Below are 22,406 nucleotides of genomic sequence, written 5' to 3' on the forward strand. Positions count from 1 at the left end.
ATGGATAAGGTTTATACCTTTTTTCAAAGGAGTCGTAAAGTTTTGAAAACCGTTTTAGCTTCGCTTAATGCAAAATATATTCATACGAATCTAGCTATTCGTTATTTAAAAGCATATGCTGCACCAGAATTTGATGTGGAATTAGCTGAATACACGATTAAGGATCCTGAGATGAATATTGTAACCGATCTTTTCAATCGGAAACCAGATATCATCGGATTTAGCTGCTATATCTGGAATATTGAGGAAACGATTCGGGTTGTGAAAATGCTGAAGAAAATTAACCCGAATTTATTTATCGTCTTTGGGGGTCCTGAGGTAACTTATGATGTACCTGAATGGCTTGAAAGGCTGCCTGAAATTGATGTAATTGCGCTTGGAGAGGGCGAGGAAACATTTAAGCAGCTCCTTGCTTCATTAAATGATGGACGATCTTTGGATTCCGTTGGGGGAATCGCATATATCAATGACGATGGCATGCTAAAAGTTAACCCGCAACCAAATAAGTTAGATCTTCGCGGGCTGCCTTCACCATTTCGATTTAAGGAGGATATCCCTCATTTATCTAAAAGGGTCACATATATCGAGACGAGTCGGGGCTGTCCGTTCAGCTGTCAATTTTGTCTCTCTTCCATTGAAGTAGGAGTCCGCTATTTTGATCGTAAAAAAATAAAAGACGATATTCGGTATCTATTGGAAAATGGGGCAAAAACGATTAAATTTGTCGACCGCACCTTTAATATTAGCCGTAGTTATGCGATGGAGATGTTTCAATTTTTGATTGATGAACACCGTCCAGGGACTGTGTTTCAATTTGAAATTACTGGAGATATTATGCGGCCCGAAGTCATTGATTTTCTCAATAAGGAAGCACCTCCAGGGTTATTCCGATTTGAAATTGGAGTTCAGTCTACAAATGACCAAACAAATGAATTAGTCAAAAGACGGCAAAATTTTGAAAAATTAACTAGAACTGTGACGATGGTTAAGCAAGGCGGAAAAATCGATCAGCATCTCGATTTAATTGCCGGGCTGCCTGAAGAAAATTATGATTCGTTCCGCAATACCTTTAACGATGTTTTTGCACTGAGGCCAGAGGAACTCCAATTAGGCTTTCTTAAACTCCTGAGAGGGACAGGTTTGCGTATTGATGCCAAAAAATATGGATATGTCTACATGGATCACGCTCCTTATGAAATGCTTTGCAACAATGTCCTTTCATTCGATGAAATAATAAAAATTAAACAAGTAGAAGATGTACTGGAGAAATATTGGAATGCTCACAGAATGGATTATACGATAGAATTTCTCGTCCAATATGTGTTTGAAACTCCTTTTGATTTCTTTAAGGCGTTCGGCTCTTTTTGGGAAAAACAGGGCTGGTCAAGAATTGGCCACCAATTAGACGATCTATTTAAAAGACTGAATGAATTTTTAATCCATGAAAATATTGAGCAGCTTGCAATTGTACAAGCCTTCATGAAATGGGATTATTTGATCAACCAGCGCTATAAGCCGCGACATTCATGGTGGATTGATGGAATCTGCAAAGAAGAAAAACAGAAGGTTCTTCATTATATCTCTGTTAATCCGCATGTTGTATCTGGAGAATTTACAGAACTAAACCTTACTGATAAAGATTTATTTAAGCATGCCGCGGTAGAACAATTCCCTTTCAGTATGGAAAAGTATTTAACTAACGGAGAAATTTTAGCAGAACCAGAATACGGCTTGATCATTTATTATGGAGATACGATGGAAAAAAGAACATTCTTCTTCTCTAAATCCCAGTTAGAAGCTGTTTTAACTGCTAGAAAATAACAGGTAAAGAGCTGACCCACCTGAAAATGAGTCAGCTCTTTTTTATAATCCTCCACAACGGTTATCCGATTGTTTCTCCTTTTTGGGGGACTGTTTGGTCATATGCCTAATTTCATATGTTTTTGCCGCATTAAAATCACCAAATTCGTTGCCAAATTCAACCCGATGTTTGGCTGCCTCATCATTCTTTTTTTTCATTATGCTCTCCCTTTTCTACCCTGTTTAGAATTTCGGTTAGCACCTTTCATCGGTTCTTCCCCTTGGGAAAATTCTGGACTAAATTCCATTTCCTCTTTATTCTTGTATGGAGTTTTATTATTTTTTATAGCTGCGTCAAACTCAGCTTTTCTTTTTGCCATGTAACTCTCCTCCTTAACCCTTGTCTATAGATTGTGTAAAAGAGAGAGTTTTCATTTCAGTAATTCTTTCCATTAACCGATAATGACCCGTTCTTTTGGATAATGGTAATTCACATTATTATTTCTGCCGCCTAACATAAATAGAAAAGCTAATATCCCAACTCTGCCGACAAACATGAGAAACATTATGACAAACTTGCCAAAGGTTGATAAATCACCTGTAATCCCCATAGATAAACCAGTTGTACCAAAGGCAGAAGCTACCTCAAAAATGATTGGCATCAATCCTATCCCTTTTTCTGAAATAGAAAGAGCTACTACACTCATGAAACAAATAAGACCAGCCATCATGGTAACGGCTAAAGATTTATAAAGATCTTCTTCATGTATTTCTCTACGAAAGACTTTGATGGATTTTCTTCCTTTTGCAAAAGAGTAAAGAAATAACAAATTCAATGCAAAGGTTGTCGTACGAATACCTCCACCTACAGAACTTGGGGAAGCTCCAATAAACATAAGCGCTGACATAACTAAAAGTGTAGGGGTAGTAAATTCACTTACATCCATCGTTGCTAAGCCGCTGCTTTTTGTGGTTGCTGATTGAAATAAGGCATAAAAGAAGCTTTCATGCCAGCTTTTCTCTTTAAAGAAGGCATTTTGTTCCAACAATAATATTAATATTGTACCCAATACTAATAAAACGAAAAATGTAATGGTTGTTAACTTTGAATAGAGAGAAAACCGAAATTTAGCTGTTGTGCTTTTGTGAAAGAGAAAATCTTTCACTTCAATTAAAACCGGAAATCCTATCGCACCCAAAGTGAGCAGGATAATATTGACAAACTGAACAAAATAATCATTGGCAAACGGTATTAAGGAAGTCCCAGTAATATCAAAGCCAGCATTCGTTGTTGCGCTGACGGACGCAAAAAGTCCTTGTAAAAAGGCTTGTTTCCAGTCTGGAAAATAATCTAAAAAGTAAAATCCCAGAATGATGGCACCGACCAATTCAATCAGAATAATTAAAATTAATATTTGCTTTAAAAGGTTAACCATACCAGCCAAATTGGTTTGATTTTGGTCGGCCATCATTAACCGCCTTTCTTTAAGTCCGATCTTTTTCCCTACTATCATCCAAAAAAACGTTCCTAATGTCATGACGCCTACGCCGCCAAATTGAAGTACAAACATAAGGATAAAGATTCCTTCGGTTGAAAAGGTCTCTGACACATTTATCGTTGTTAATCCCGTTACACTTACCGCACTTACAGCGGTGAAAATAGCATCCATTAAGGTCCATTGAGAATCTGGCTGATGGGCACCTGGCAAGCTTAAAAGTATCGTCGAGACAGTTACAGCAACCAGGTAATAGGAGACGATCACTTGAAAAGGGGTTAATTTATTTATTAATAAAACTAAGTTTTTTTTCATGTTTCTAAATCCTTTCAAGTGTAACTATATAAATAAGTTGCTTATTCAGTCCTTATATATACTATAAGAAAAAAATTATTTTTTAAAGTCCTTTTCAGAAATTGATCGGTTTCGTTTGCTTACCGTTCCAGTTAAGGGAAGACATTACTAGTTATAAAAATCATAGATACAAACCAATACTATACATACACCGAGATCATTGGAGGTGAAAATCATGCCAAGAAGAAATGCTTTATTAGTACCAGGAGTGGAACAATATCTCGAAAGCATTAAATATGAAATTGCACAAGAGTTTGGAGTCCAGCTAGGTTCGGATTCTGTTTCCCGTGCAAATGGATCAGTTGGTGGAGAAATTACTAAGCGCCTTGTAAAACAGGCACAGGCACAATTAAATAATGACCCTAATCAATAATATAGTATGGATATATTTGTTCAAAACGAACATTTTTTAAAAACCATTCAATGAACTAGGCAGCTGCTATTAGAGCATGTCTGCCTAGTTCTAGTTCTGCCTAATACTACATACCGTGAAATTTTTTTCCGTGACTGTATAAATTAATCAGAAAAAAAGCCACCTATTAATGGCGGCTTTTCATATGATTATTTCTCATTACTCTAATTTCCGTTATTTTCTTTATTATTTCCGTTCTCTCCGGTATTTCCCCCATTCTCATTTTGGCTATTACTCCCGCTTTTCCCGTTACTTTCCCCATTTTCGTTTTTGCCATTACTTCCGCTCTCCTCGTTACTTCCCCCATTTTCATCTTGGCCATTATTTCCGTTCTCGTTATTTCCGATATTTTCTTTCTTTTTTTGATTTGCAGCATCAGATTTTTCTTTTTCCAGATCCTCTTCCTCGTTTACATCTGTGTCATTATTTGAATTTTTGTTATCCTGTCCCTTTTCTTTTTCATTTTTTTGGGAGTTAGATGGTCCAGTTTGGTCATTTGATTTGTTAGGCTTAGACCCTTTTTCTACTTTAGAAGAGTTACCCCTCTTAACATCTTCTGACCGATCTTGATTTTTTGATTTGTCTACGTCTTTAGGTGTTTTTTCTTTATTTTTATTTGTTTCGATTGTTTTATTTTCATTTCTCGTTTCAATTAACTTACCAGTTGATATCCCAGCAGTTTTTGCCTCTTTTCGATCTTCCTCTGTGCCTTCAAACCATTTTACTTCAACATCTTCTTTCTTAATTTCACTCTGAATATGTTCCATTTCTTCTTCTAATTCTTCTTCTTCATTTTCATTAACAAGTACAGTGGAAAGAATAACTGTTTGTTCAGAAGATAAATACCCTTCTTCTTTGCTCGTCTCGACTAATAATGCGGTTACTGTATAAAAGGGCTGGTCTTTCCAATCCGTCAGCTCAGCTAAGACATTTTTTGCATCTTTATTGAGTGGTACAATTTCGATTATTTTCAGCTCATCATCTAGCGATAACTCAAAACTTGGATTTATATCAACCGTGACATAGGCATATACCTTTTGCTCAGATAATCCAATATTAAATAGAAATGAAGCTAGCAATAAAACCATTGCGGCAGCTGCAGAAATCCAGACTTTAGAAGGAGGAGAAAAGATAAACGTTTTAGCTTTGGTTTTCATCTGGACAGAATCAATGATAATTTCTTCACCCAATCGGTAATGGACATGATCCTTTTTACGAGTGGTTAAAAATTGACCATCGTTTGATAACACAATTAACTGCTGGTCTTGAATTTCCATAATGATTCCTTTACCCATCGCTCAACGCCTCCTTCATATATTCCTTTAGAAACGGGAAATCGCCGGTTAGAATTAAGGTCATTCCAATAATGTATTTCCGGTTCCTTTCAATGGTTTTACGGCTCACACTGACTATTTTCGTCAGTTCTTTAACAGGTAACTTTTTATTTCCAAGAAACTCATCAAGGAGCCATTTATTTTGGGATAGAACCTTAGCTACCATGATTGCATTTGCTCTTGCATCCTGGTGCTTTGGTGTTTGTTCGACTAGATCTTGAAAGGACAAATCATATTCCTGCAAGAGGTTCGAAAACGCTAAAATCTCTATCCTTCTTTGCTTCGATTCATTTTGTTTCTCGTATTCTTTTATAGAAATAGACGATAGAATAGAAGACTGTGATTGTTCTTCTTCTGATTCGTCATCATCCATGCTAATCATCGGGATCTTATTTTGCTTTCGAATATAATCGATTACTCTGCGCTGTATAATGACATTGGCAAAGGGCAGAAATGAAGAACCTTTTTCAACTGTATATTGATCAATCGCGTGATTAAAGGCGATGAGACCAATGCTGAATTCGTCATCAGATTCCGTTACATAACGCTTGCACACTTTTGAAACCGCTTTCTTAATAAAAGGCTGATAAGTTTCTAACAACTCGTCTCTTAAATGTTCTTCGCCGTTTTGTATGGAGTCTACGATTTCCTCTATTTTTATACTTTTTCGTTTCGTAAACAATTTCAGCATTCATCTCACCTCAAGTCCAAGTCATTATATCATATTTCTGCTTTTAGATATGATACTTGGGTGAGTCATAATCGAACCAACATTTCATCACCTGACTGAGAAGGTTGCTCTCATTAGGGTCAGCCCTAATCAGGACTGACCCTAAGAGGCAACTTAAGATTTTATGCTTTAGTTATTAGGTCCTTTTCCTTGGCCATTACCTTTAGCGTTACCTTGTCCTTGGCCATTTCCTTGTCCATTACCATTTGATTTACCATTTTCTTTACCTTGCTTTTGTTCTTCTTTCTTTTCTTGTTTAGCTTCTTCTTTAGCAGCTTTCTTTTCTTCTTTAGCTGCTTGTTTCTCTTCTTTTGCTTCTTTTACAACTGGTAATTCATCTTCTTCTTCAACAACTGTTTCTTCTGTTGTCTCTTCTTCTACAATAGTTTCTGTATCTTCAGATGTTTCTTCATTATTTTCTTCTGTTGCTTCTTCAGTTACGTTTGTATCCTCGGCTGTTTCTTCAGTATTTGCCGTTTCTTCTTCAGCTTCTTCTTCCTCAACAAGTTCAACTTCTATTCCAAGCTTTTCAAGCTTCTTAAGAATTTTTGCATAGGATTTTTCAATATTTCTTTCAAGAGCTGCACGGGCTACTGGGTTTTTCACTTTTTCAAGTGCATGTGAAAGTGCTATAATATTTTGCGTCTTAATATCGTCAAGAGTAACTTGTAGTACTTTATCTTCTGAAGTTTCTTCAGATTCTTCCTCTGTTGCTTCTTCAGTGCCTTCTTCTTCTGTTACATCATCGTCAGCAGCCTCTTCTTCTGTACCTTCTGTATCATCGGAAGCTTCTTCAGTACCTTCAGTACCTTCTTCTTCGGCACCTTCAGTTTCTTCGTTGTTTTCTTGCTCTTCAGCGTTTTCATCTGTCTCATCTTCATTAGCAGCATCTTCTTCAGATTGAGACATATATTCTAAAGCATCATTTAACGTTTCTAAAGCCAATTCTTCTTCGCCAGCATTAAATAATTCTTCAGCCTCGGCAATTTTTTCTGAAGCGTATTCAGCATACTTTTGAACTTTTTCTTGGTCATCGAATGTTAGTAAAAGCGAAATATTTTCAAAAAATGAGTCCAGAAAATAGAAGAAATTATCTGGAGTTAATCCAGGGTCAACTGTAGTTACCTGATCTTCCTGATTTACTTCATTGAGTGATACAGTTTCTTCATTTGCTAAAGCAGCTGAGCTAGAAAAAATTAATGTTCCTGCAACCATTGCAGCAGAAGTTTGCTTGAAATATTTCTTCCAATCCATCTTCGTCACCTCGTGTGATTATTTATGTAGCGATCGCTTTCACTTACATATTTCGGATGGATTCAAGCCTTTGTGACGCTGTCCATTAAAAAATGACAAAAATATACCGAAATACCTATTAAAAATACGCGTAATCGTAAAAAAAAAGACAAAACTTCACAGTGAAGCTTGTCTTTTTACCCATATAGCAAATTTATCCAATACTCTCGTGTTTAGCAAACGCAATGTCGGCTAACACTGTTTTTTGGATTTTTCACATTATTGATGATTTCATTTTTGATCAATGTATAGCAAATTCTAGCCTTAGGGGCCAAGTATTTACTGTAAAATGCTTGGCCATCACTGCTATAACGACCACATTATCTGCAGCTAATATCCCTTCTAATCCAGCCAGAACAAGTAAGACCTAACCATATTCCAGCCAAATCGCTGTTTCCTTCTGCTCGCTACCCGGTTGCGTTGACAACTGTGATGTACAGTTATATGCAACACGGTAAATTTAGCAAAGGACTTATGCGTGAGGATTCTCTTTCCATTTCAATAAAATGGTCCGAATGAGAAAACCTACCGCTAAACCAGGGATCACTGACAGCATGGGAAAAAAGATAGGGCCAATAAATAGGCCAAACCACTCAACCCGAATCGAATACATAAGGCCTACTGTAACAAAATATGCACTAAACGCAAATGGTAAGTAAGAATATTTTTCATCCTTGGGCATTGCACTTCGGTAAGCATCCCACATCGCAAAGAAATAAAGACAAGGATAGAACATCAGCCAACCGTAATCAATTACTTCAGCCGCTGCCCGTGTTTCACCAAGGAAACTAAGTCTTATCGCTTCATTAAAATTACTTTGAACATTCGTTACAAACTCTAAAAGTACGAATAGCGCTCCTTTTAAAAATTGACCCCCTAACAACTGGGCAAAGCCAGGGAGAGCGACACTCCAAAGGACTGCTTCAAGCTTATCCAGGTGTTTCATTTTTTACATATAACGGAATCAAAAATTTTTGGTAACTCAATAATCTAATAGACCAGTCCATCGTGTCTTCTCCTTATCCATGAGGGTCTTTACTCTGACTATATTGTTTACTTACTTGATTGGAAATATGTTTACAAAAACGATGTTTAGCATAAAGATAAAAATTTTTACCCTGTTTCAGCTTGCTGAAAAAAGATATGATTGTGAAAAACAATACAATTGTCTAGAAAAATTACGGTTTGGGGCTTATCAGGTTTTTAACGGACTCTGGATTTGTGACACAAAACGGTGGTTTTTGAAATTAACGGACACTGGTTCCGCTATTTGCCGCAAAAACGGTGATTACTGAAATTAACGGACACTGGTTCCGTTATATTCCCGCAAAAACGGTGATTTCGGAAATTAACGGACACTGGTTCCGTTATATTGCCGAATTCCGCCAATTTTTTGATGATTTTCGTTCAATAACGGATCCTATGTCCTCTAGCATCACCGACACACGGTTTTTTATGGGAATAACGGATCCTATGTCCGCTTAGACTAGGGGTTAGTGCTGATCCGGTTTTTTACGGACACTGGTTCCGCTATTTGCCGCAAAAACGGTGATTTCGGAAATTAACGGACACTGGTTCCGTTATATTGCCGAATTCCGCCAATTTTTTGATGATTTTTGCTCAATAACGGATCCTATGTCCTTTAGCATCACCAATACACGTTTTTTTATGGGAATAACGGATCCTATGTCCGCTAACACTTGGGGTTAGTGCTGATCCGGTTTTTTACGGACACTGGTTCCGCTATTTGCCGCAAAAACGGTGATTTCGGAAATTAAAGGACACTGGTTCCGTTATATTGCCGAATTCCGCCAATTTTTTGATGATTTTTGCTCAATAACGGATCCTATGTCCTTTAGCATCACCAATACACGGTTTTTTATGGGAATAACGGATCCTATGTCCGCTTAGATGAAAAAAGTTAAGGGGTACTTTGATAAACTTGTGGAACTAACATAGGGGATACTCGATTATCTGAGCATATAGGTCCTTGCTCGCTCTTTTCCATTAGCAACAGTTAGTATTTGTAGATCAACTAATTTATGCAAAATACGTCTAGTATGACGGTCGCTCGTTCTAAGATGATTCGCTAACTCAAGAGGAGCAAAAGGACGAAGCATACGTCGGGCATATCGCACTGACTCTGCTTCGGTCCAAGTTAATTGAGAGGATACATCCATTGAGACAAATTTACCTATGAAAGACAGAATAAGTTGCTGACATCTCTTGGGTTCATCGATAATGGATAAATAGGCCACAGGTAAGAAGGTCCATCCATCCAGTGCCAGCAAAGAGTGGCGCCAGCATAAATCCTTAAATCTTCTTACATCAAGATCTCTAGCATGGGGACCATACCCTTGAATTTCGATTCCCCCTTTCGCTCCTTTTGGCATATAGGCAAGATCTAGATAGCGGTAGCCATTGTTAAAATCTCGCACTTCCCATTCGGGATACAGATAATCAAAATTTCCTACAGCTGGAAACCAGACCAGGCGAAGGAATTCATAAGTCCCGTGACCCAATCCTTTTTCGAGAATTTCACGCCTTCTGTGATTTTTCTCGTTTGAAATATTTTCTTGGAGCCACCCTTCCAACTTTTCCTCAAATTTCAGCATTAGCAACACTCCTTTTTTCTTTATAAGTTAGCCAAATTAAAATACCGCTTCAATACAAACACCTAATCAAAGGTTAAACGTATCAAAGCGGCAATTATATGACTGACTTAACTAGTATTAGTTTAGCACTAGAGAGACAGTTATCAAAGTTTAAAATTTATGATTCATTTTGTAAAAAAAGCTAGCCAATCCTGACTAGCTTTTTCATCATCTCTTACAACATTCCAACGAGTAATCTACTAATTAAGTTGATCTCTTTAATTTTTCAAGGCTTTCTTCCAGCAGCTTTATTACCTTTTCCGTTTCACTTTCTTCTTTTAAGTCTTCTTCGCTATCTGAAACATATTGCAGAAACTGTTTCTCTCTATTCTTTTTCTTATGGTACCGTTTCATCGATCGAGTCGTACGATCAAATAAGCTATAAACAACAGGGATAATGATAAGTGTTAAAAATGTACTAGAAATGAGCCCTCCGATTACCGTTATTCCCATAGGCTGGTTCAATTCGGTACCTTCACCAATTCCGATTGCCAGTGGAACAAGACCTAAAATGGTGGTAATCGCAGTCATCAGGATCGGACGTATTCGAACCTTAACAGATTCAACGATCGCCTCATAGGTATCTAATCCTAAAAGCTTCCTTTGATTGATGAAATCTACAATAACGATCGCATTGTTAACAACAATTCCTGCCAAAACAATAACCCCAATTATAACCGTAACACTTATCGGCGTATTGGTTACAATCAATCCAAGGCTAACACCTATCACCATCAATGGCACCGTAAACATAATGACAAATGGAGTTTTCAATGATTCAAATTGAGCAGCCATCACTAAATAAACAAAAATTACTGCTAAAACTAGAGCTAAAGCCATGTCGAACATAGCATCCTCTAGAAGTTCCCGATCACCGGAGTATTCGATGGTGGTTTCATTTGGCAGGTTCAAGTCTAGAATCGTTTGATCGACTTCGCTTGAGAAATCACCTAAGTTTGTTTCAGTGGAGTATTTGACTGTAAATTGCACTGCTAATTCTTGTTCAGCCCGTTGAATCGCAGACGGACCCTCACCTGTTGTTATTTCTGTAATTTGATCAAGTGTAACATAGGATCCAGCAGGTGTTCGAATCAATAATTTACCTAAAGCATTTATACTATTTCTCTCGGCCTCTGCATATTCAACAAAAACACCTGTGACTTCTCCATCTTCTTCTACAATCTGAGTGGCTTGAATCCCACGTGTTACGTTACTTACTACTGTTGCAACCTGAGCAGGCAGCAATCCATGAGATAAAGCTTGTTCCCGATCCACTTTAATTTGAATTTCTTCTACTGTATCATCTAAATCTGTTGTTACATCTGTTACATGTTCCAGCTTTTCTACTGCATCTTCTATTTTCTGTACAGTATCAAATAGTCTGTCTTCTTGAGCATCTCTTACAATAAAACTTAATGTTTGAGGATTAGTCCCTGCTGCTGACTGAGTAAAGAATCTCACTTCAGCTGTATTATTTTCGGTTCGAGCTGTTTCTTCCGCTTCTGATCTAATCTCATCTATAAATTCTAATGTTGTTATTTTTCTTTCTGGCGCATCCTTCATTTTTACGTAAATTTCAGCACGATTGGTTTCGACCGCTCCGCTAAAGGAAGTTTCCTGGGTAGTTCCAATCATACTTACGTAAATATCTACTGCTTCCTGCTGTTTTAGCTGTTCCTCCAATGCACTGACTACATTTTGCGTTTCAGCAAGGGATACTCCATTTTCAAGCTCTATATTCATGCTAAAATAGCCTTCATCCGTACTCGGTAAAAATTGAGTCCCAACTTTAGTTAGGCCAAAGACACTTCCTGCTAAAATAATTAAAGTAAGCAATAGAATAATAAAACGGTGGTGCAAGGACCAAATCACACTTTTTTCTATTCCTTTTATTAATAGTGACTGCTGCCGTTTTTCTTCATTGACCGCATTAGGTTTTTTTAACCACTTACTAGCAATCATTGGAACAACTGTTAGTGCGACCAAAAGTGAGCCTAGCAGGCTAAAAGAAATCGTTAATGCAAATTCTGTGAAAATCTCGCCAATAATCCCTGTAATAAAGACAACAGGTAAAAATACGACAACCGTTGTTAAGGTAGAGGCTGTTATAGCCGATGCCATCTCTTTAGCTCCATCTAAAGCAGCTGTTTTTGGTGATTTCCCCATTCCTAAATGACGATTAATATTTTCAATGACGACGATTGAATTATCGACCAGCATTCCAATCCCTAATGCAAGAGCACCCATCGTCATTATATTTAAAGTGAAATCAGCAAAATACATCAGCACAAATGTCAAAATCACTGAGTAAGGAATTGCAATTCCAATAATAATTGGGCTTTTGAGATTCCTCAAAAACAGGAACAAGACAAGCATGGCTAGTGCTCCGCCAATTAATAGGGAGTTTGTAATGTTCCCAATTGCCAATTGGATGTAATCTCCTTGGTCAAATAAAATATTAACTTCTAAATCTTTATACTGATCCCGTTCCAAGACGTCTTGAAGGGCCAGTTGAAATGCTGTAGATACATTGGCCGTATTCGCATCTGATTCCTGTAAGACGCTGATCAAAACAGCTGGCTGGCCATCAGCACGAGTAATTGCACTTTGATTTCTTGCCTTTTCCTCAATTGCAGCTACATCGCTTAATAGGATTTTCCCCCCGGTTACAGGGTTCGTCCTAATCACTAAATTTGAAATATCAGTAACTGATTGCAGCTGGCTGATAATTCGGGTTGTCAGCTGCTGATCATTTGTAACAACTGGGTCACCGGGCAAAGAAATATCATTCGCTCTTAACACAGAGACAATATCATCTTGCGTTAAGTTATATTCGCGCAATCTGTCTTGATTTAACGTTACGATAATATCATCTGTGGTCATTCCTGAAATACTTACATTGGCGACACCATTGACTCTTTCCAAATCTATTTTCAAATCATTGGCTAAACGATTAAGATCAGGATGCTTCCCCTCTTTCCCTTTTAGAGAAAATTGAATAATAGGGAACTGGGAAGGATCAAATTTCATAAATCTTGGCTCTGCTTCTTCAGGTAGAGACGTTTGATTGATTCTCATTATGACATCATTCTGGACATCATCTATAGAAGTAGACCATGAAAATTCTAAAAGAATAAGGTTTGAGCCTTCTTGAGAGGTTGACTGTATCGATTGGATCCCTGGAAGTGTTGTCAGGCTTGATTCCAGCGGCTTTGTGACCTTTTCCAATACTTCCTGTGGTCCCGCTCCAGGATAATTAGCAACAACTACTGCAATTGGAGGATTTAAATCAGGGATTAGCTTAAGAGGGATTCTCAATACGGAAACCCCTCCTAAAATCAGGATTAAAAGCATCGTAACAAGTGTAAAGATGGGCCTATTAACAGAAAACTTGCTTATATTCAAGAAAAATCCTCTCCTAGTAGGTTTTTAATAAGGATGGAGAACGATAACTATGTATTTTTATATTGTTTTGCCAGAAATTTTACTACTCTTAAACTAGCTTTTACTATACCTTTGTCGACTTGCCCATTCAAGTAAAGAAAACTTGGCTAGCACCAGCCTTTGGGCTCCCTCGTACTTTATTATTAAAAATTATCTGCTTTGAATTTACTTCTTGCTAAATTTTTTTACTTTAAAGTGTAAAAAGCCGACCCTTTATTTTTAACAAATTAGGGTCGGCCTAAATTCCGACTTAACTTCGATCTTCCATTGGCTGGTATAACGAAATGGCCGGATTTTTTTCTTGGAACCAGCGAAGAGCAAAATCATTTTCAAATAAAAACACAAAACGGCTGTATCGGTCTTTCACGAGCATACTTCTCTGACTCGATAGCTTTTCATCTACCTTATCTGCGTCTACCCATCTTGCAATCTTACTTCCCATCGGTTCCATTAAGATATCCACATTATATTCATTCTTTAATCGGTGTTCAAAAACTTCAAATTGAAGCTGTCCAACGGCTCCCAAAATATACTCATCTGTTCTGGCTGTTTTAAATAACTGAATCGCTCCCTCTTGGACGAGCTGTTGCATGCCTTTATGGAAATGCTTTTGTTTCAGGGCATTCTTAGCGGTTACCTTTACGAAAAGTTCTGGTGTAAATTGGGGCAGACGTTCAAATTCGAATGTATTTTTTCCACCAACTAACGTGTCTCCGATTTGGTAGGTTCCCGTATCATATAAGCCAATAATATCTCCTGCGACCGCTTCATTAACGGTTGTCCGGTCATCGGCAAGGAATTGAGTGGATTGAGAAAGTTTAATATTTTTCCCGGTCCTTGCAAGAGTGACTGACATACCACGTTCAAATTGGCCAGAGCAAATCCGTATAAAAGCAATCCGGTCACGATGCGCTGGATTCATATTTGCCTGAATTTTGAAGATAAACCCTGAAAAATCTTGAGATAATGGATCAACTACACCTGATGTGGAATTTCTTCCCTTTGGCGGCGGCGCAAATTGAAGGTACGTTTCTAAGAAGGTTTGAACACCAAATAAATTAAGTGCACTCCCAAAAAAGACTGGTGTTAATTGGCCTTGATCAATGGCTTCTTTAGAAAAAGGGTTCCCCGCTTCATTTAGGAGCTCAATTTCTTCTAACGCTTGCTGGTAAACCGGTGATTCTTCAATTTCATGAGATTCCTGCAGCTGCCCATCTTCATTTAATGGAAGTTTTGTATATTCTTTCGTTTTAAATAATTCGACTCGGCTGTGGTACCGATCATAGATTCCCATGAAATCCTGACCCATGCCGATTGGCCAGTTCATCGGATAAGACTGAATTCCCAATACTTCTTCTAATTCAGATAAAAGTTCAAGCGGCGGTCTCCCTTGCCGGTCTAATTTATTAATAAAGGTAAAAATCGGGATTCCGCGCATCGAACATACTTTAAATAGCTTTAATGTTTGTTCCTCAATCCCTTTAGCTGCATCAATGATCATGACAGCACTGTCTACCGCCATTAATGTCCGGTACGTGTCCTCACTAAAGTCTTGGTGCCCTGGCGTATCTAAAATATTCACTTTAATATCATTGTACTCAAATTGAAGAACACTCGAAGTTACTGAAATTCCTCTTTGTTTTTCAATTTCCATCCAGTCACTCGTTGCATATTTCCCTGTTTTCTTCGCTTTAACTGTTCCCGCTTCCCTAATGGCACCGCCGAATAATAACAGCTTTTCTGTTAACGTGGTTTTTCCGGCATCCGGGTGGGATATAATGGCAAAGGTTCTTCTCGAAAGAACCTCTTCCTGTAATTTTTTCATGTATGTTTCTTCCCTTCTTGAACTATAGAAAACTTAGCAATACCTTGCCGAAAGGCGCAGACATTGCTTAAGTGAAAATCATTCTAAAAAACACTAGGATGCAAGTCGAAAATAGATCTTTTAGCCGAATTCAGTTCGACACCCATCCTTTTTTACAGACCATATCTATACTACCATCTATAGAGAAACAATGCTTTAATAGTTTGAAAAAAAATTTATTTTCACTGAAACTCCGAATGAAAAGCTACATCTCCCTAGTCCATTGGTAGATTCGTCTAGCCAGTAATTCAACATTTTCTTGAGAGAAATTTGAATGGAGAGTCTCTAAAAGATTCTGCTTAAGGTCTTCCAATGAATCCTCATACTGAACGATTCCCGACCAGGCTAATTCTGGAACGGCTGCCAGGAAAAAATACTCCTTTTTATTTTCATATAAAAAAATTTTATATTCCTTTTCTTCTATCATGGTTTTTCTTATTTTCATATAAAGTTCCTTTCAGATTTAATGATTCCTGAACTTTTCGTTATATAATCCTTTCGCATGGACACCATAAGATTACCAAGAAATCAAAGAAATTGCACAAAAAATAATCGTCTATAGGAAGGAAGATTTTATGCAATACATATGGGGAATCTTTGGTATCGTGATTCTATTATTGATTGCGTTTTTATTTTCCAGCGCGAAAACGAAAATTAAGCTTCGGACCGTCTTAGGGGGATTGCTTTTACAAATTTTAATTGCCTTCTCTGTATTAAAATGGGAATGGGGCAGGATGGCCTTTAATTGGCTGACAAATCGTGTGAATGAAATCGTTGATGCAGCGGCAGACGGGATTGCATTCTTATTTGGACCGCTCTTGCCTGAAAATGGCGTAATCTTTGCATTTCAAGTCCTTCCTGTCGTTATTTTTTTCTCTGCCTTAATATCTGTTTTATATTACATAAAGGTCATGCAGATATTTATCAAATTTATTGGCGGCGGTCTCGCTAAGCTGTTAGGTACCAGAAAAGCCGAGTCCATGTCGGCAGCTGCCAATATTTTTGTGGGACAAACAGAGGCACCCCTAGTCGTCAGGCCATTCTTAAATCATATGACCGCTTCTGAATTATTTGCAGTTATGACAGGAGGACTTGCTTCTGTTGCCGGTTCAACACTAATCGGCTACTCCTTATTAGGTGTTCCGTTAGAATATTTGCTTGCAGCCAGTTTTATGGCAGCTCCAGCTGGATTAATCATGGCCAAAATATTTGTGCCTGAAACAGAAAGCCGAGAAGAACCAAATGAATATGAAATGGAAATAGATAAAGATTCGGTTAATGTGATCGATGCTGCAGCAAGAGGAGCAAGCGTTGGCTTACAGCTTGCACTCAACATTGGGGCAATGCTGCTTGCATTTATAGGTTTAATAGCGGTTATTAATTATTTCTTAGGGAATATCGGAGAACTCTTTGGATTTGAAGGATTAACGTTAGAACTGATTTTGGGCTACATTTTTTCGCCGATTGCATTTGTAATAGGTGTTCCTTGGAATGAAGCGGTCGCAGCCGGAAACTATATCGGCCAAAAACTGATATTAAATGAATTTGTAGCCTACTCTAATTTCGCGCCTGAAATCCCTAACCTATCATCGAAGGCAGTTGCCGTTATTAGCTTCGCCTTATGCGGATTTGCCAATATTTCATCACTTGCCATTATTTTAGGCGGATTAGGAAGTTTAGCTCCTAACCGCAGGGATGATCTGGCAAGAATGGGGGTCAGGTCCATTATTGCCGGAAGTTTGGCGTCCCTGCTTAGCGGGGCAATAGCCGGTATGTTTGTACCATAAAATGCTTTTTACAGCTTTCAAAGGACAAGGGATTCCATTTCGCTTCCACAAAAACAGGGCAAATCACATTCATTTCTTGGTTATTCACCAATATCTATACATTTTTGACAAAAATTAGCTATATTTTTTTTACATATCGTAATTGCGATTATTGTGAAATCCTCTAAAATAGAGTACAAGGAGGTTTCATAATGTCCGTACGAATTAAAGTCACCTTAGATGAAGCACTCAAAATGCGTGGTAATATGAAGCAAAAGGAGCTTATCGAGCTAATTAAGCAAAAAACGGGAGAGAATGTCCGTGCTGCGAGTGTCAGTGAGCTCAAAAATAATCAAAGAACCTCTCTAAATACAAGATTATTATCCTTAATTGCTCAAGCTCTTGAGATACAAGACATTCGTGAACTGCTAACTATCGAATGGGATTCATAAAGCTTCATTAAAAGCTCGAGTACATAATGGCGAGCTTTTCAGATTGTCGAGAAAGGGTATTTTTCTCGGCAATTTTTTATTTTTGTCTAAATCTAAATTACCAAATTTTTTATTAATGGATTGTCTCTACTAACCGGCCTGTTGCTTTCCGCTCCGGGCACTCGCTTTCCGCGGGGAGGTCCGAGAGCCTCCTCGGCGCTTTGGCGCCTGCAGGGTCTCCCGTGACCTCTCTATCCCACTTTCCACTGCTACAATATAGATTTTAATAAGGAGTGGAAATGAGTCGAGTGCCCTCCGCTCCAATCAACAGGGATGAAAATCAACCTAAAGTATTGCAACAAACTTTTTCTAATCTTGCTAGGTGTGTTGCAATCTTTTTTATATTTTTTTTGGCAGGCTGCAGTAAGGAGAACCTGTTCACTTGCATTCTTTAATCCCCGTAACCGGCAGTAGCGAAGCCCATGCAGTTCTTTCGAATCCGCAAAGCTTCGCTCTACTTTTTCTTTTCTAAATTTATAAAGCATTTTCCCTGATTTAGAAAGCCGATTTTGCCAAACCTTCTCTTTAGATTCTTCCCAAACATGCCTGGTAATCACTTTTTGTTTATTCTTTAGGAGTGGGCAAGTGGAGCACTTTTTGGGGTCTGATTTATATTCGCGGTATCCCTCTCTTGTTCTTGTGCTGTAAAGTAGTTCTTGTCCATTAGGACATATATAAAGGTTTCTTTCTTTATCATATTTAAATTTCCATTTTGGAAATAGTCCTTTAGTGGGTTGATATCTTCTGTGTGAAATAACGCCAAAGATATTTCTGTTATCTAATCCTTTACAAATTGGAGCTGTCAAGTAACCAGAATCAAGTGCAACAGCTTCTACATCGAAACCAAATCTTTCGACCTGTCGGTCTAATCTGGAGAGGTAAGAAACAGAATCATGGACATTTCCAGGAGTAAAAAATGCATCAGTTATGATATTAAACTTCATATCAGTTGTACGGTGGTCTAGGTAACAAAACATTTCCTGTTTGTTTTCCCGAGACATAAAACCGCATTCTGGATCAGTGGTACTTCTACGAATCTCCTTTGTTTCCTTCACCTCCTCTTTTTCCTTTAAGGGCTTTTTTATTTTATCAACGAATTAATGCCGTTTATCAATATATTTATTTCGTACCGTTTAAATAAGCACTTTCCTTCTATTCTTTACTGACTCCCTGAATGGCTTTAATTGTTGCTTGATAGACACATTTGCCAATGCCTTTTCCCAAATCCGTAATAGGACCTGCGTATTGAAAATACCTTCCCTTTTGAGTCGCAGCCAACAATATACTATCAGTAGCAGTTCCAGTAGCAATTGTATGGGAAAGAGCATCCTTGACGCCTAAGTCTGCCAAAACCTTTGCCTTAGCTTCAGTTGCCGTAACAACTCCTTGAAGAAAAGCTTCCTCTGAAAGATGCCCATTAACAAAAATCATAATATTAATCGTCCCAGGCTGAAGCGTACGGCTATAGCGGAAGCTCTGCGAGACATCGACTGCCCCGCCAATTCCTGCCGTAACTACAACAAAAAGAGATGTATCCCCGTCTCTATATTCTTTTACCACACCAGTTGATAGCGGGATCGCTGTCATCATTGCGACAGTATCCGAAACCCGGAACCCTTCTTTCTGAATGTATTGTTTCATTTCGGCGGAACTATCTTCACAATTATAATCCATCTCTACATGGCGGTTGATAAAAGTTGAAAACCAGCCAATCCCTGAATTAACGACAGAAGAGGATATGGTTTTTAAAGAAAAGGGAGACTGAAAAACGATATGCTTTGGCTGGATAGAAAGAGTCTCAGTTGTAATGATCTCTGCGTCTTCCTCTTTGTTACCTGCAGGCATCATTGCCAGTTGTGGCCGAGGTACATTCGGATGAGGCTGTCTCCTGACATCTGTATGGTATACTCGCTGCACACTCTCCTCTGTTAATACCTCCCATGGAGAACCAATCGAAACAATTGTTCCCTGATCCATTAAAATAAGCCTGTCACAATATAGACTAGCCAGATTTAAATCATGGAATACAGAGACAACTGTCATCTGCTTCTCTTTCGTCCACAGTTTTAATAAATCCATGAGTCCTTTTTGATGAGATAAATCTAAATGATTCGTAGGTTCATCAAGAAGGAAAATCTCTGGCTCCTGTGCTAAAGCTTGTGCCAGAAATACTCGCTGTTTTTCTCCGCCGCTTAAAGACAGCACATCCTCATTCTGATAGTGGGTTAAATTAGTATGAGCCAATGCTTCCAACACCGCTTGTTCATCCGTTTCTGACCATTGTTTAAACAATCCTTTTTGATAAGGATACCGTCCAAAGGACACCGTCTCCTTTACAGTAAATGAAAACGAAGATTCGGTACTTTGAGGAAGCACTGCCAGTATTTTCGCAAGTTCAGCCGGTTTGAATGCAGGCAGTGGCATGTCTTTAATAATAATTTCCCCTGCAGTTATCTGAAGCGCCCCGCTAACCAGCTTAAGCAGTGTTGTTTTTCCGCTTCCGTTTGGTCCTAATATACCGATAAACTCTCCCTTATGAACCGAAAAGCTGACATCAGAAACAATTATTTTGTTTTCGTATCCTCCAGATACTTTACGAACCTTTAACATGTGATCCTCTTCTTTCTGATCGTCCGCGGAGTAAAAGAACAGCGAAAACTGGAGCCCCGATCATTGATGTAATAACACCTATTGGAAGTTCACTTGGTGAAATTAAAGTACGAGAAACTAAATCAGCTAAAATTAAAAATCCTGCTCCAATTAACATCGACAATGGCAACAAGTGTTTATGGTTGGTTCCCCACAAGAGCCGGGTAAAGTGCGGTATCACCAATCCGACAAAACCAATGGTTCCCGAAACGGCTACAGCAGCACCTGTTAACATCGAAGCCGCTAATAAAATCCATAATTTTCTATGCTGAACATGAACACCTAAATACTTCGCTTTTTCTTCCCCGAATGATAAAACATTTAACTCATTACAATTGATAATAAGGATAAAACTTCCAATAAGGAAGAAAGGCAGTAATAATAGAATATACTCCCAGCCTCTCATCGAGACACTGCCAAGCAGCCAGCCGATAATTTGTCTTAGTTCATCACCCGATAACGCAATTAATAACGAAATGAAAGACCCAATAAAAGAATTAAAGATAATACCAGTTAAAATAATGGTTGCTACCGACATGCTTTTAGATGCTAGACGGGCAAATAAAAGAACCGACAAAATCGTTATAAATGCAAAAATGATACTTAAAACAGGCAGGGTAAAAGAATATAATCCAGGGATTGAGATCCCCAGATACAGTACGATGACTGCACCTAGGGATGCTCCCGAGGAAACGCCTAATGTATAAGGGTCTGCTAAAGGATTCTTAAGTAATCCTTGAAAGGCTGCCCCTGCAATAGCAAGCGAAGCCCCAATTAAACCTGCTAACAGAACTCTAGGCAGGCGAATGCTTAAAACAATACTTTCATACATTGGGTCAACTGTAAACGAAGCTGAAAACCATTCATTTAAGATACTCCCCATAATAGCTGAAACCGGAACCTGAACACTCCCCAACGAAATCCCAATGATAAGAGAGACTATCAGAAAACTACTCGCAATCAAATAAGCCCAAAGCTTATATGTCTTTAAAAACATCAGGGTAAACCGCCTTAGCCAACTCTTTTACACCTTCAATAAGTCTAGGTCCTGAACGTGCAACCAAATCAGAGTGTACATCAATGACCTGTTTGGATTGAATGGCAGTCACCTGACTCCACCCTTCACGGGCTAGTACTTGTTCGGCAGCATTTGGTGTGTAGTATCCATAGGTTGTAATAATAACATCTGGGTTTTTTTCCACAATTGCTTCTTCTGTTATCGGTTGCCATCCTTCTAAGTCCCCCGCAATATTAACAGCACTAATTACTTCTAACATTTCATGCATAAAGGTATTGGTACCAGTTGTATAAATTTCTGGCTCTGCACCAACCTCAATAAATACTTTTTTCCGATCTGTTTCTGGAATGGAAGCAGCGATATCTTTCACTTTTTCGATTTCTTCCTTCATCGACGTTACGATTTCAGCTGCTTTGTCAGAAGTTCCGGTTGCTTCCCCAATTAATTCAATCGAGCGATACACATCTTCAAAAGAGGTCGCATCGTTCACAAATAACACCGTTAATCCTGCCTCTTTTAATTGATCAAGACTTTCCTTGCTGCTGACAGCCGTCGATTCATGAGCAAGAACAAGATCCGGCTGGAGGGAAATAATCTTTTCAAGGTTAATCTCAATTCCGCCGATTTTTTCTTTTTCTAATGCTTCTTCTGGATAGTTATCAAATTCAGTAACACCTACAACTTCTTCACCCATCCCAAGAGCAAAGGCAATTTCAGTATTACTTGGTATAAGCGAAACAATCCGTTCTGGCTTCGCTTCAATCATAATCTCATTGTCTAATGCGTCCGTAACCGTAACCGGGAACGGCGCTTCCTCCTCAGCTGACTCTTCTTGTTCAGCACCCGCTTCATTTTGGCTTTCCGCCTGATCCAAATTATCTGCATTTTCCGTTTCTTCCTGACTTGAACAGGCAACCATCAAACTGATTGCAATCAATAAAGTGAAACTAAGCTGTAACCATTTCTTCATTTTCTTTTTCTCCTTTCCCAAATAAAAAAAGCATCCCTACTGAGTTCGGGAATGCCCTGAAGATGGTTGAAATCGACAAGTAATAATAGCTTAAGTTATAAATCCAACTCGTCGAAGTCAAACACCCTCCT

At 38.4% G+C, this 22,406-nt stretch carries 19 protein-coding genes and 1 pseudogene; 4 read left to right on the forward strand and 16 right to left on the reverse strand.

Annotation, left to right across the window (positions count from 1 at the left end; translation table 11 throughout):
* Positions 1–42 precede the first annotated feature (42 nt).
* Positions 43–1,821 carry a B12-binding domain-containing radical SAM protein gene (locus CRO56_RS16340; protein ID WP_097159855.1) on the forward strand — a complete coding sequence of 593 codons (1,779 nt, stop codon included), beginning with the start codon at positions 43–45 and terminating at the stop codon, positions 1,819–1,821.
* Between the two features lie 42 nt (positions 1,822–1,863).
* On the opposite strand, the gene CRO56_RS22955 is transcribed toward CRO56_RS16340, so the two are convergent.
* The 3 genes from CRO56_RS22955 to CRO56_RS16350 form a co-directional block, all read right to left on the reverse strand.
* Positions 1,864–2,019 carry a hypothetical protein gene (locus CRO56_RS22955; RefSeq protein WP_179714313.1) on the reverse strand — a complete coding sequence of 52 codons (156 nt, stop codon included), beginning with the start codon at positions 2,017–2,019 and terminating at the stop codon, positions 1,864–1,866.
* Positions 2,019–2,180 (reverse strand): hypothetical protein, encoded by a 162-nt coding sequence (locus CRO56_RS22960; RefSeq protein WP_097159702.1) that lies wholly within the window; start codon positions 2,178–2,180, stop codon positions 2,019–2,021. The genes CRO56_RS22955 and CRO56_RS22960 overlap by 1 nt, the downstream gene beginning before the upstream one ends.
* 72 nt (positions 2,181–2,252) lie before the next feature.
* Positions 2,253–3,611 (reverse strand): TrkH family potassium uptake protein, encoded by a 1,359-nt coding sequence (locus CRO56_RS16350; RefSeq protein ID WP_097159703.1) that lies wholly within the window; start codon positions 3,609–3,611, stop codon positions 2,253–2,255.
* A gap of 214 nt (positions 3,612–3,825) precedes the next feature.
* Here CRO56_RS16350 and CRO56_RS16355 point away from each other — a divergent pair, with 214 nt between their 5' ends.
* Positions 3,826–4,023: an alpha/beta-type small acid-soluble spore protein gene (locus CRO56_RS16355; RefSeq protein WP_097159704.1), complete on the forward strand. Its 198-nt coding sequence runs from the start codon at positions 3,826–3,828 to the stop codon at positions 4,021–4,023.
* Positions 4,024–4,226: 203 nt separating this feature from the next.
* On the opposite strand, the gene CRO56_RS16360 is transcribed toward CRO56_RS16355, so the two are convergent.
* The 8 genes from CRO56_RS16360 to CRO56_RS16405 form a co-directional block, all read right to left on the reverse strand.
* Positions 4,227–5,357: an anti-sigma-I factor RsgI family protein gene (locus CRO56_RS16360; RefSeq protein ID WP_097159705.1), complete on the reverse strand. Its 1,131-nt coding sequence runs from the start codon at positions 5,355–5,357 to the stop codon at positions 4,227–4,229.
* Positions 5,350–6,087 (reverse strand): RNA polymerase sigma-I factor, encoded by a 738-nt coding sequence (gene sigI / locus CRO56_RS16365; RefSeq protein WP_097159706.1) that lies wholly within the window; start codon positions 6,085–6,087, stop codon positions 5,350–5,352. The genes CRO56_RS16360 and sigI overlap by 8 nt, the downstream gene beginning before the upstream one ends.
* A 168-nt stretch (positions 6,088–6,255) precedes the next feature.
* On the reverse strand, positions 6,256–7,380 hold the full coding sequence (locus CRO56_RS16370) for a DUF5667 domain-containing protein (protein ID WP_097159707.1): 1,125 nt from the start codon (positions 7,378–7,380) through the stop codon (positions 6,256–6,258).
* 511 nt (positions 7,381–7,891) lie between these two features.
* Entirely contained in the window at positions 7,892–8,365 is a 474-nt protein-coding gene (locus tag CRO56_RS16380) for a hypothetical protein (protein ID WP_097159708.1), read from the reverse strand.
* Between the two features lie 1,024 nt (positions 8,366–9,389).
* A complete protein-coding gene (locus CRO56_RS16390; protein ID WP_097159710.1) occupies positions 9,390–10,034 on the reverse strand; it encodes a transcriptional regulator in 645 nt (214 codons plus the stop codon).
* A gap of 243 nt (positions 10,035–10,277) precedes the next feature.
* On the reverse strand, positions 10,278–13,478 hold the full coding sequence (locus CRO56_RS16395) for an efflux RND transporter permease subunit (RefSeq protein WP_097159711.1): 3,201 nt from the start codon (positions 13,476–13,478) through the stop codon (positions 10,278–10,280).
* 289 nt (positions 13,479–13,767) lie between these two features.
* Positions 13,768–15,342 carry a peptide chain release factor 3 gene (locus tag CRO56_RS16400; RefSeq protein ID WP_097159712.1) on the reverse strand — a complete coding sequence of 525 codons (1,575 nt, stop codon included), beginning with the start codon at positions 15,340–15,342 and terminating at the stop codon, positions 13,768–13,770.
* Positions 15,343–15,586: 244 nt separating this feature from the next.
* Entirely contained in the window at positions 15,587–15,826 is a 240-nt protein-coding gene (locus CRO56_RS16405; protein ID WP_097159713.1) for a YueH family protein, read from the reverse strand.
* Positions 15,827–15,956: 130 nt separating this feature from the next.
* Between CRO56_RS16405 and CRO56_RS16410 the strand changes: the two genes are divergently transcribed.
* Both CRO56_RS16410 and CRO56_RS16415 read left to right on the forward strand, forming a co-directional pair.
* Entirely contained in the window at positions 15,957–17,168 is a 1,212-nt protein-coding gene (locus CRO56_RS16410) for a NupC/NupG family nucleoside CNT transporter (RefSeq protein ID WP_097159714.1), read from the forward strand.
* Between the two features lie 191 nt (positions 17,169–17,359).
* Positions 17,360–17,599, forward strand: coding sequence for a helix-turn-helix domain-containing protein (locus CRO56_RS16415; protein ID WP_097159715.1), 240 nt, complete (start codon positions 17,360–17,362; stop codon positions 17,597–17,599).
* A gap of 377 nt (positions 17,600–17,976) precedes the next feature.
* Here CRO56_RS16415 and CRO56_RS16420 read toward each other — a convergent pair.
* The 5 genes and pseudogenes from CRO56_RS16420 to CRO56_RS22965 all read right to left on the reverse strand — a co-directional run.
* Positions 17,977–18,720, reverse strand: a pseudogene (locus CRO56_RS16420) (transposase); the annotation flags it as partial.
* Between the two features lie 70 nt (positions 18,721–18,790).
* On the reverse strand, positions 18,791–20,248 hold the full coding sequence (locus CRO56_RS16425; RefSeq protein ID WP_097159716.1) for an adenosylcobinamide amidohydrolase: 1,458 nt from the start codon (positions 20,246–20,248) through the stop codon (positions 18,791–18,793).
* Entirely contained in the window at positions 20,232–21,284 is a 1,053-nt protein-coding gene (locus tag CRO56_RS16430; RefSeq protein WP_097159717.1) for a FecCD family ABC transporter permease, read from the reverse strand. Before CRO56_RS16430 ends, CRO56_RS16425 begins: the two co-directional genes overlap by 17 nt.
* Positions 21,265–22,275, reverse strand: a complete 1,011-nt coding sequence (locus CRO56_RS16435; RefSeq protein WP_097159718.1) for an ABC transporter substrate-binding protein — start codon at positions 22,273–22,275, stop codon at positions 21,265–21,267. The genes CRO56_RS16430 and CRO56_RS16435 overlap by 20 nt, the downstream gene beginning before the upstream one ends.
* Entirely contained in the window at positions 22,253–22,396 is a 144-nt protein-coding gene (locus CRO56_RS22965) for a hypothetical protein (protein WP_179714314.1), read from the reverse strand. Before CRO56_RS22965 ends, CRO56_RS16435 begins: the two co-directional genes overlap by 23 nt.
* Positions 22,397–22,406: the final 10 nt, after the last annotated feature.

Source organism: Bacillus oleivorans, assembly GCF_900207585.1.
Classification (GTDB): Bacteria; Bacillota; Bacilli; order Bacillales; family JC228; genus Bacillus_BF; species Bacillus_BF oleivorans.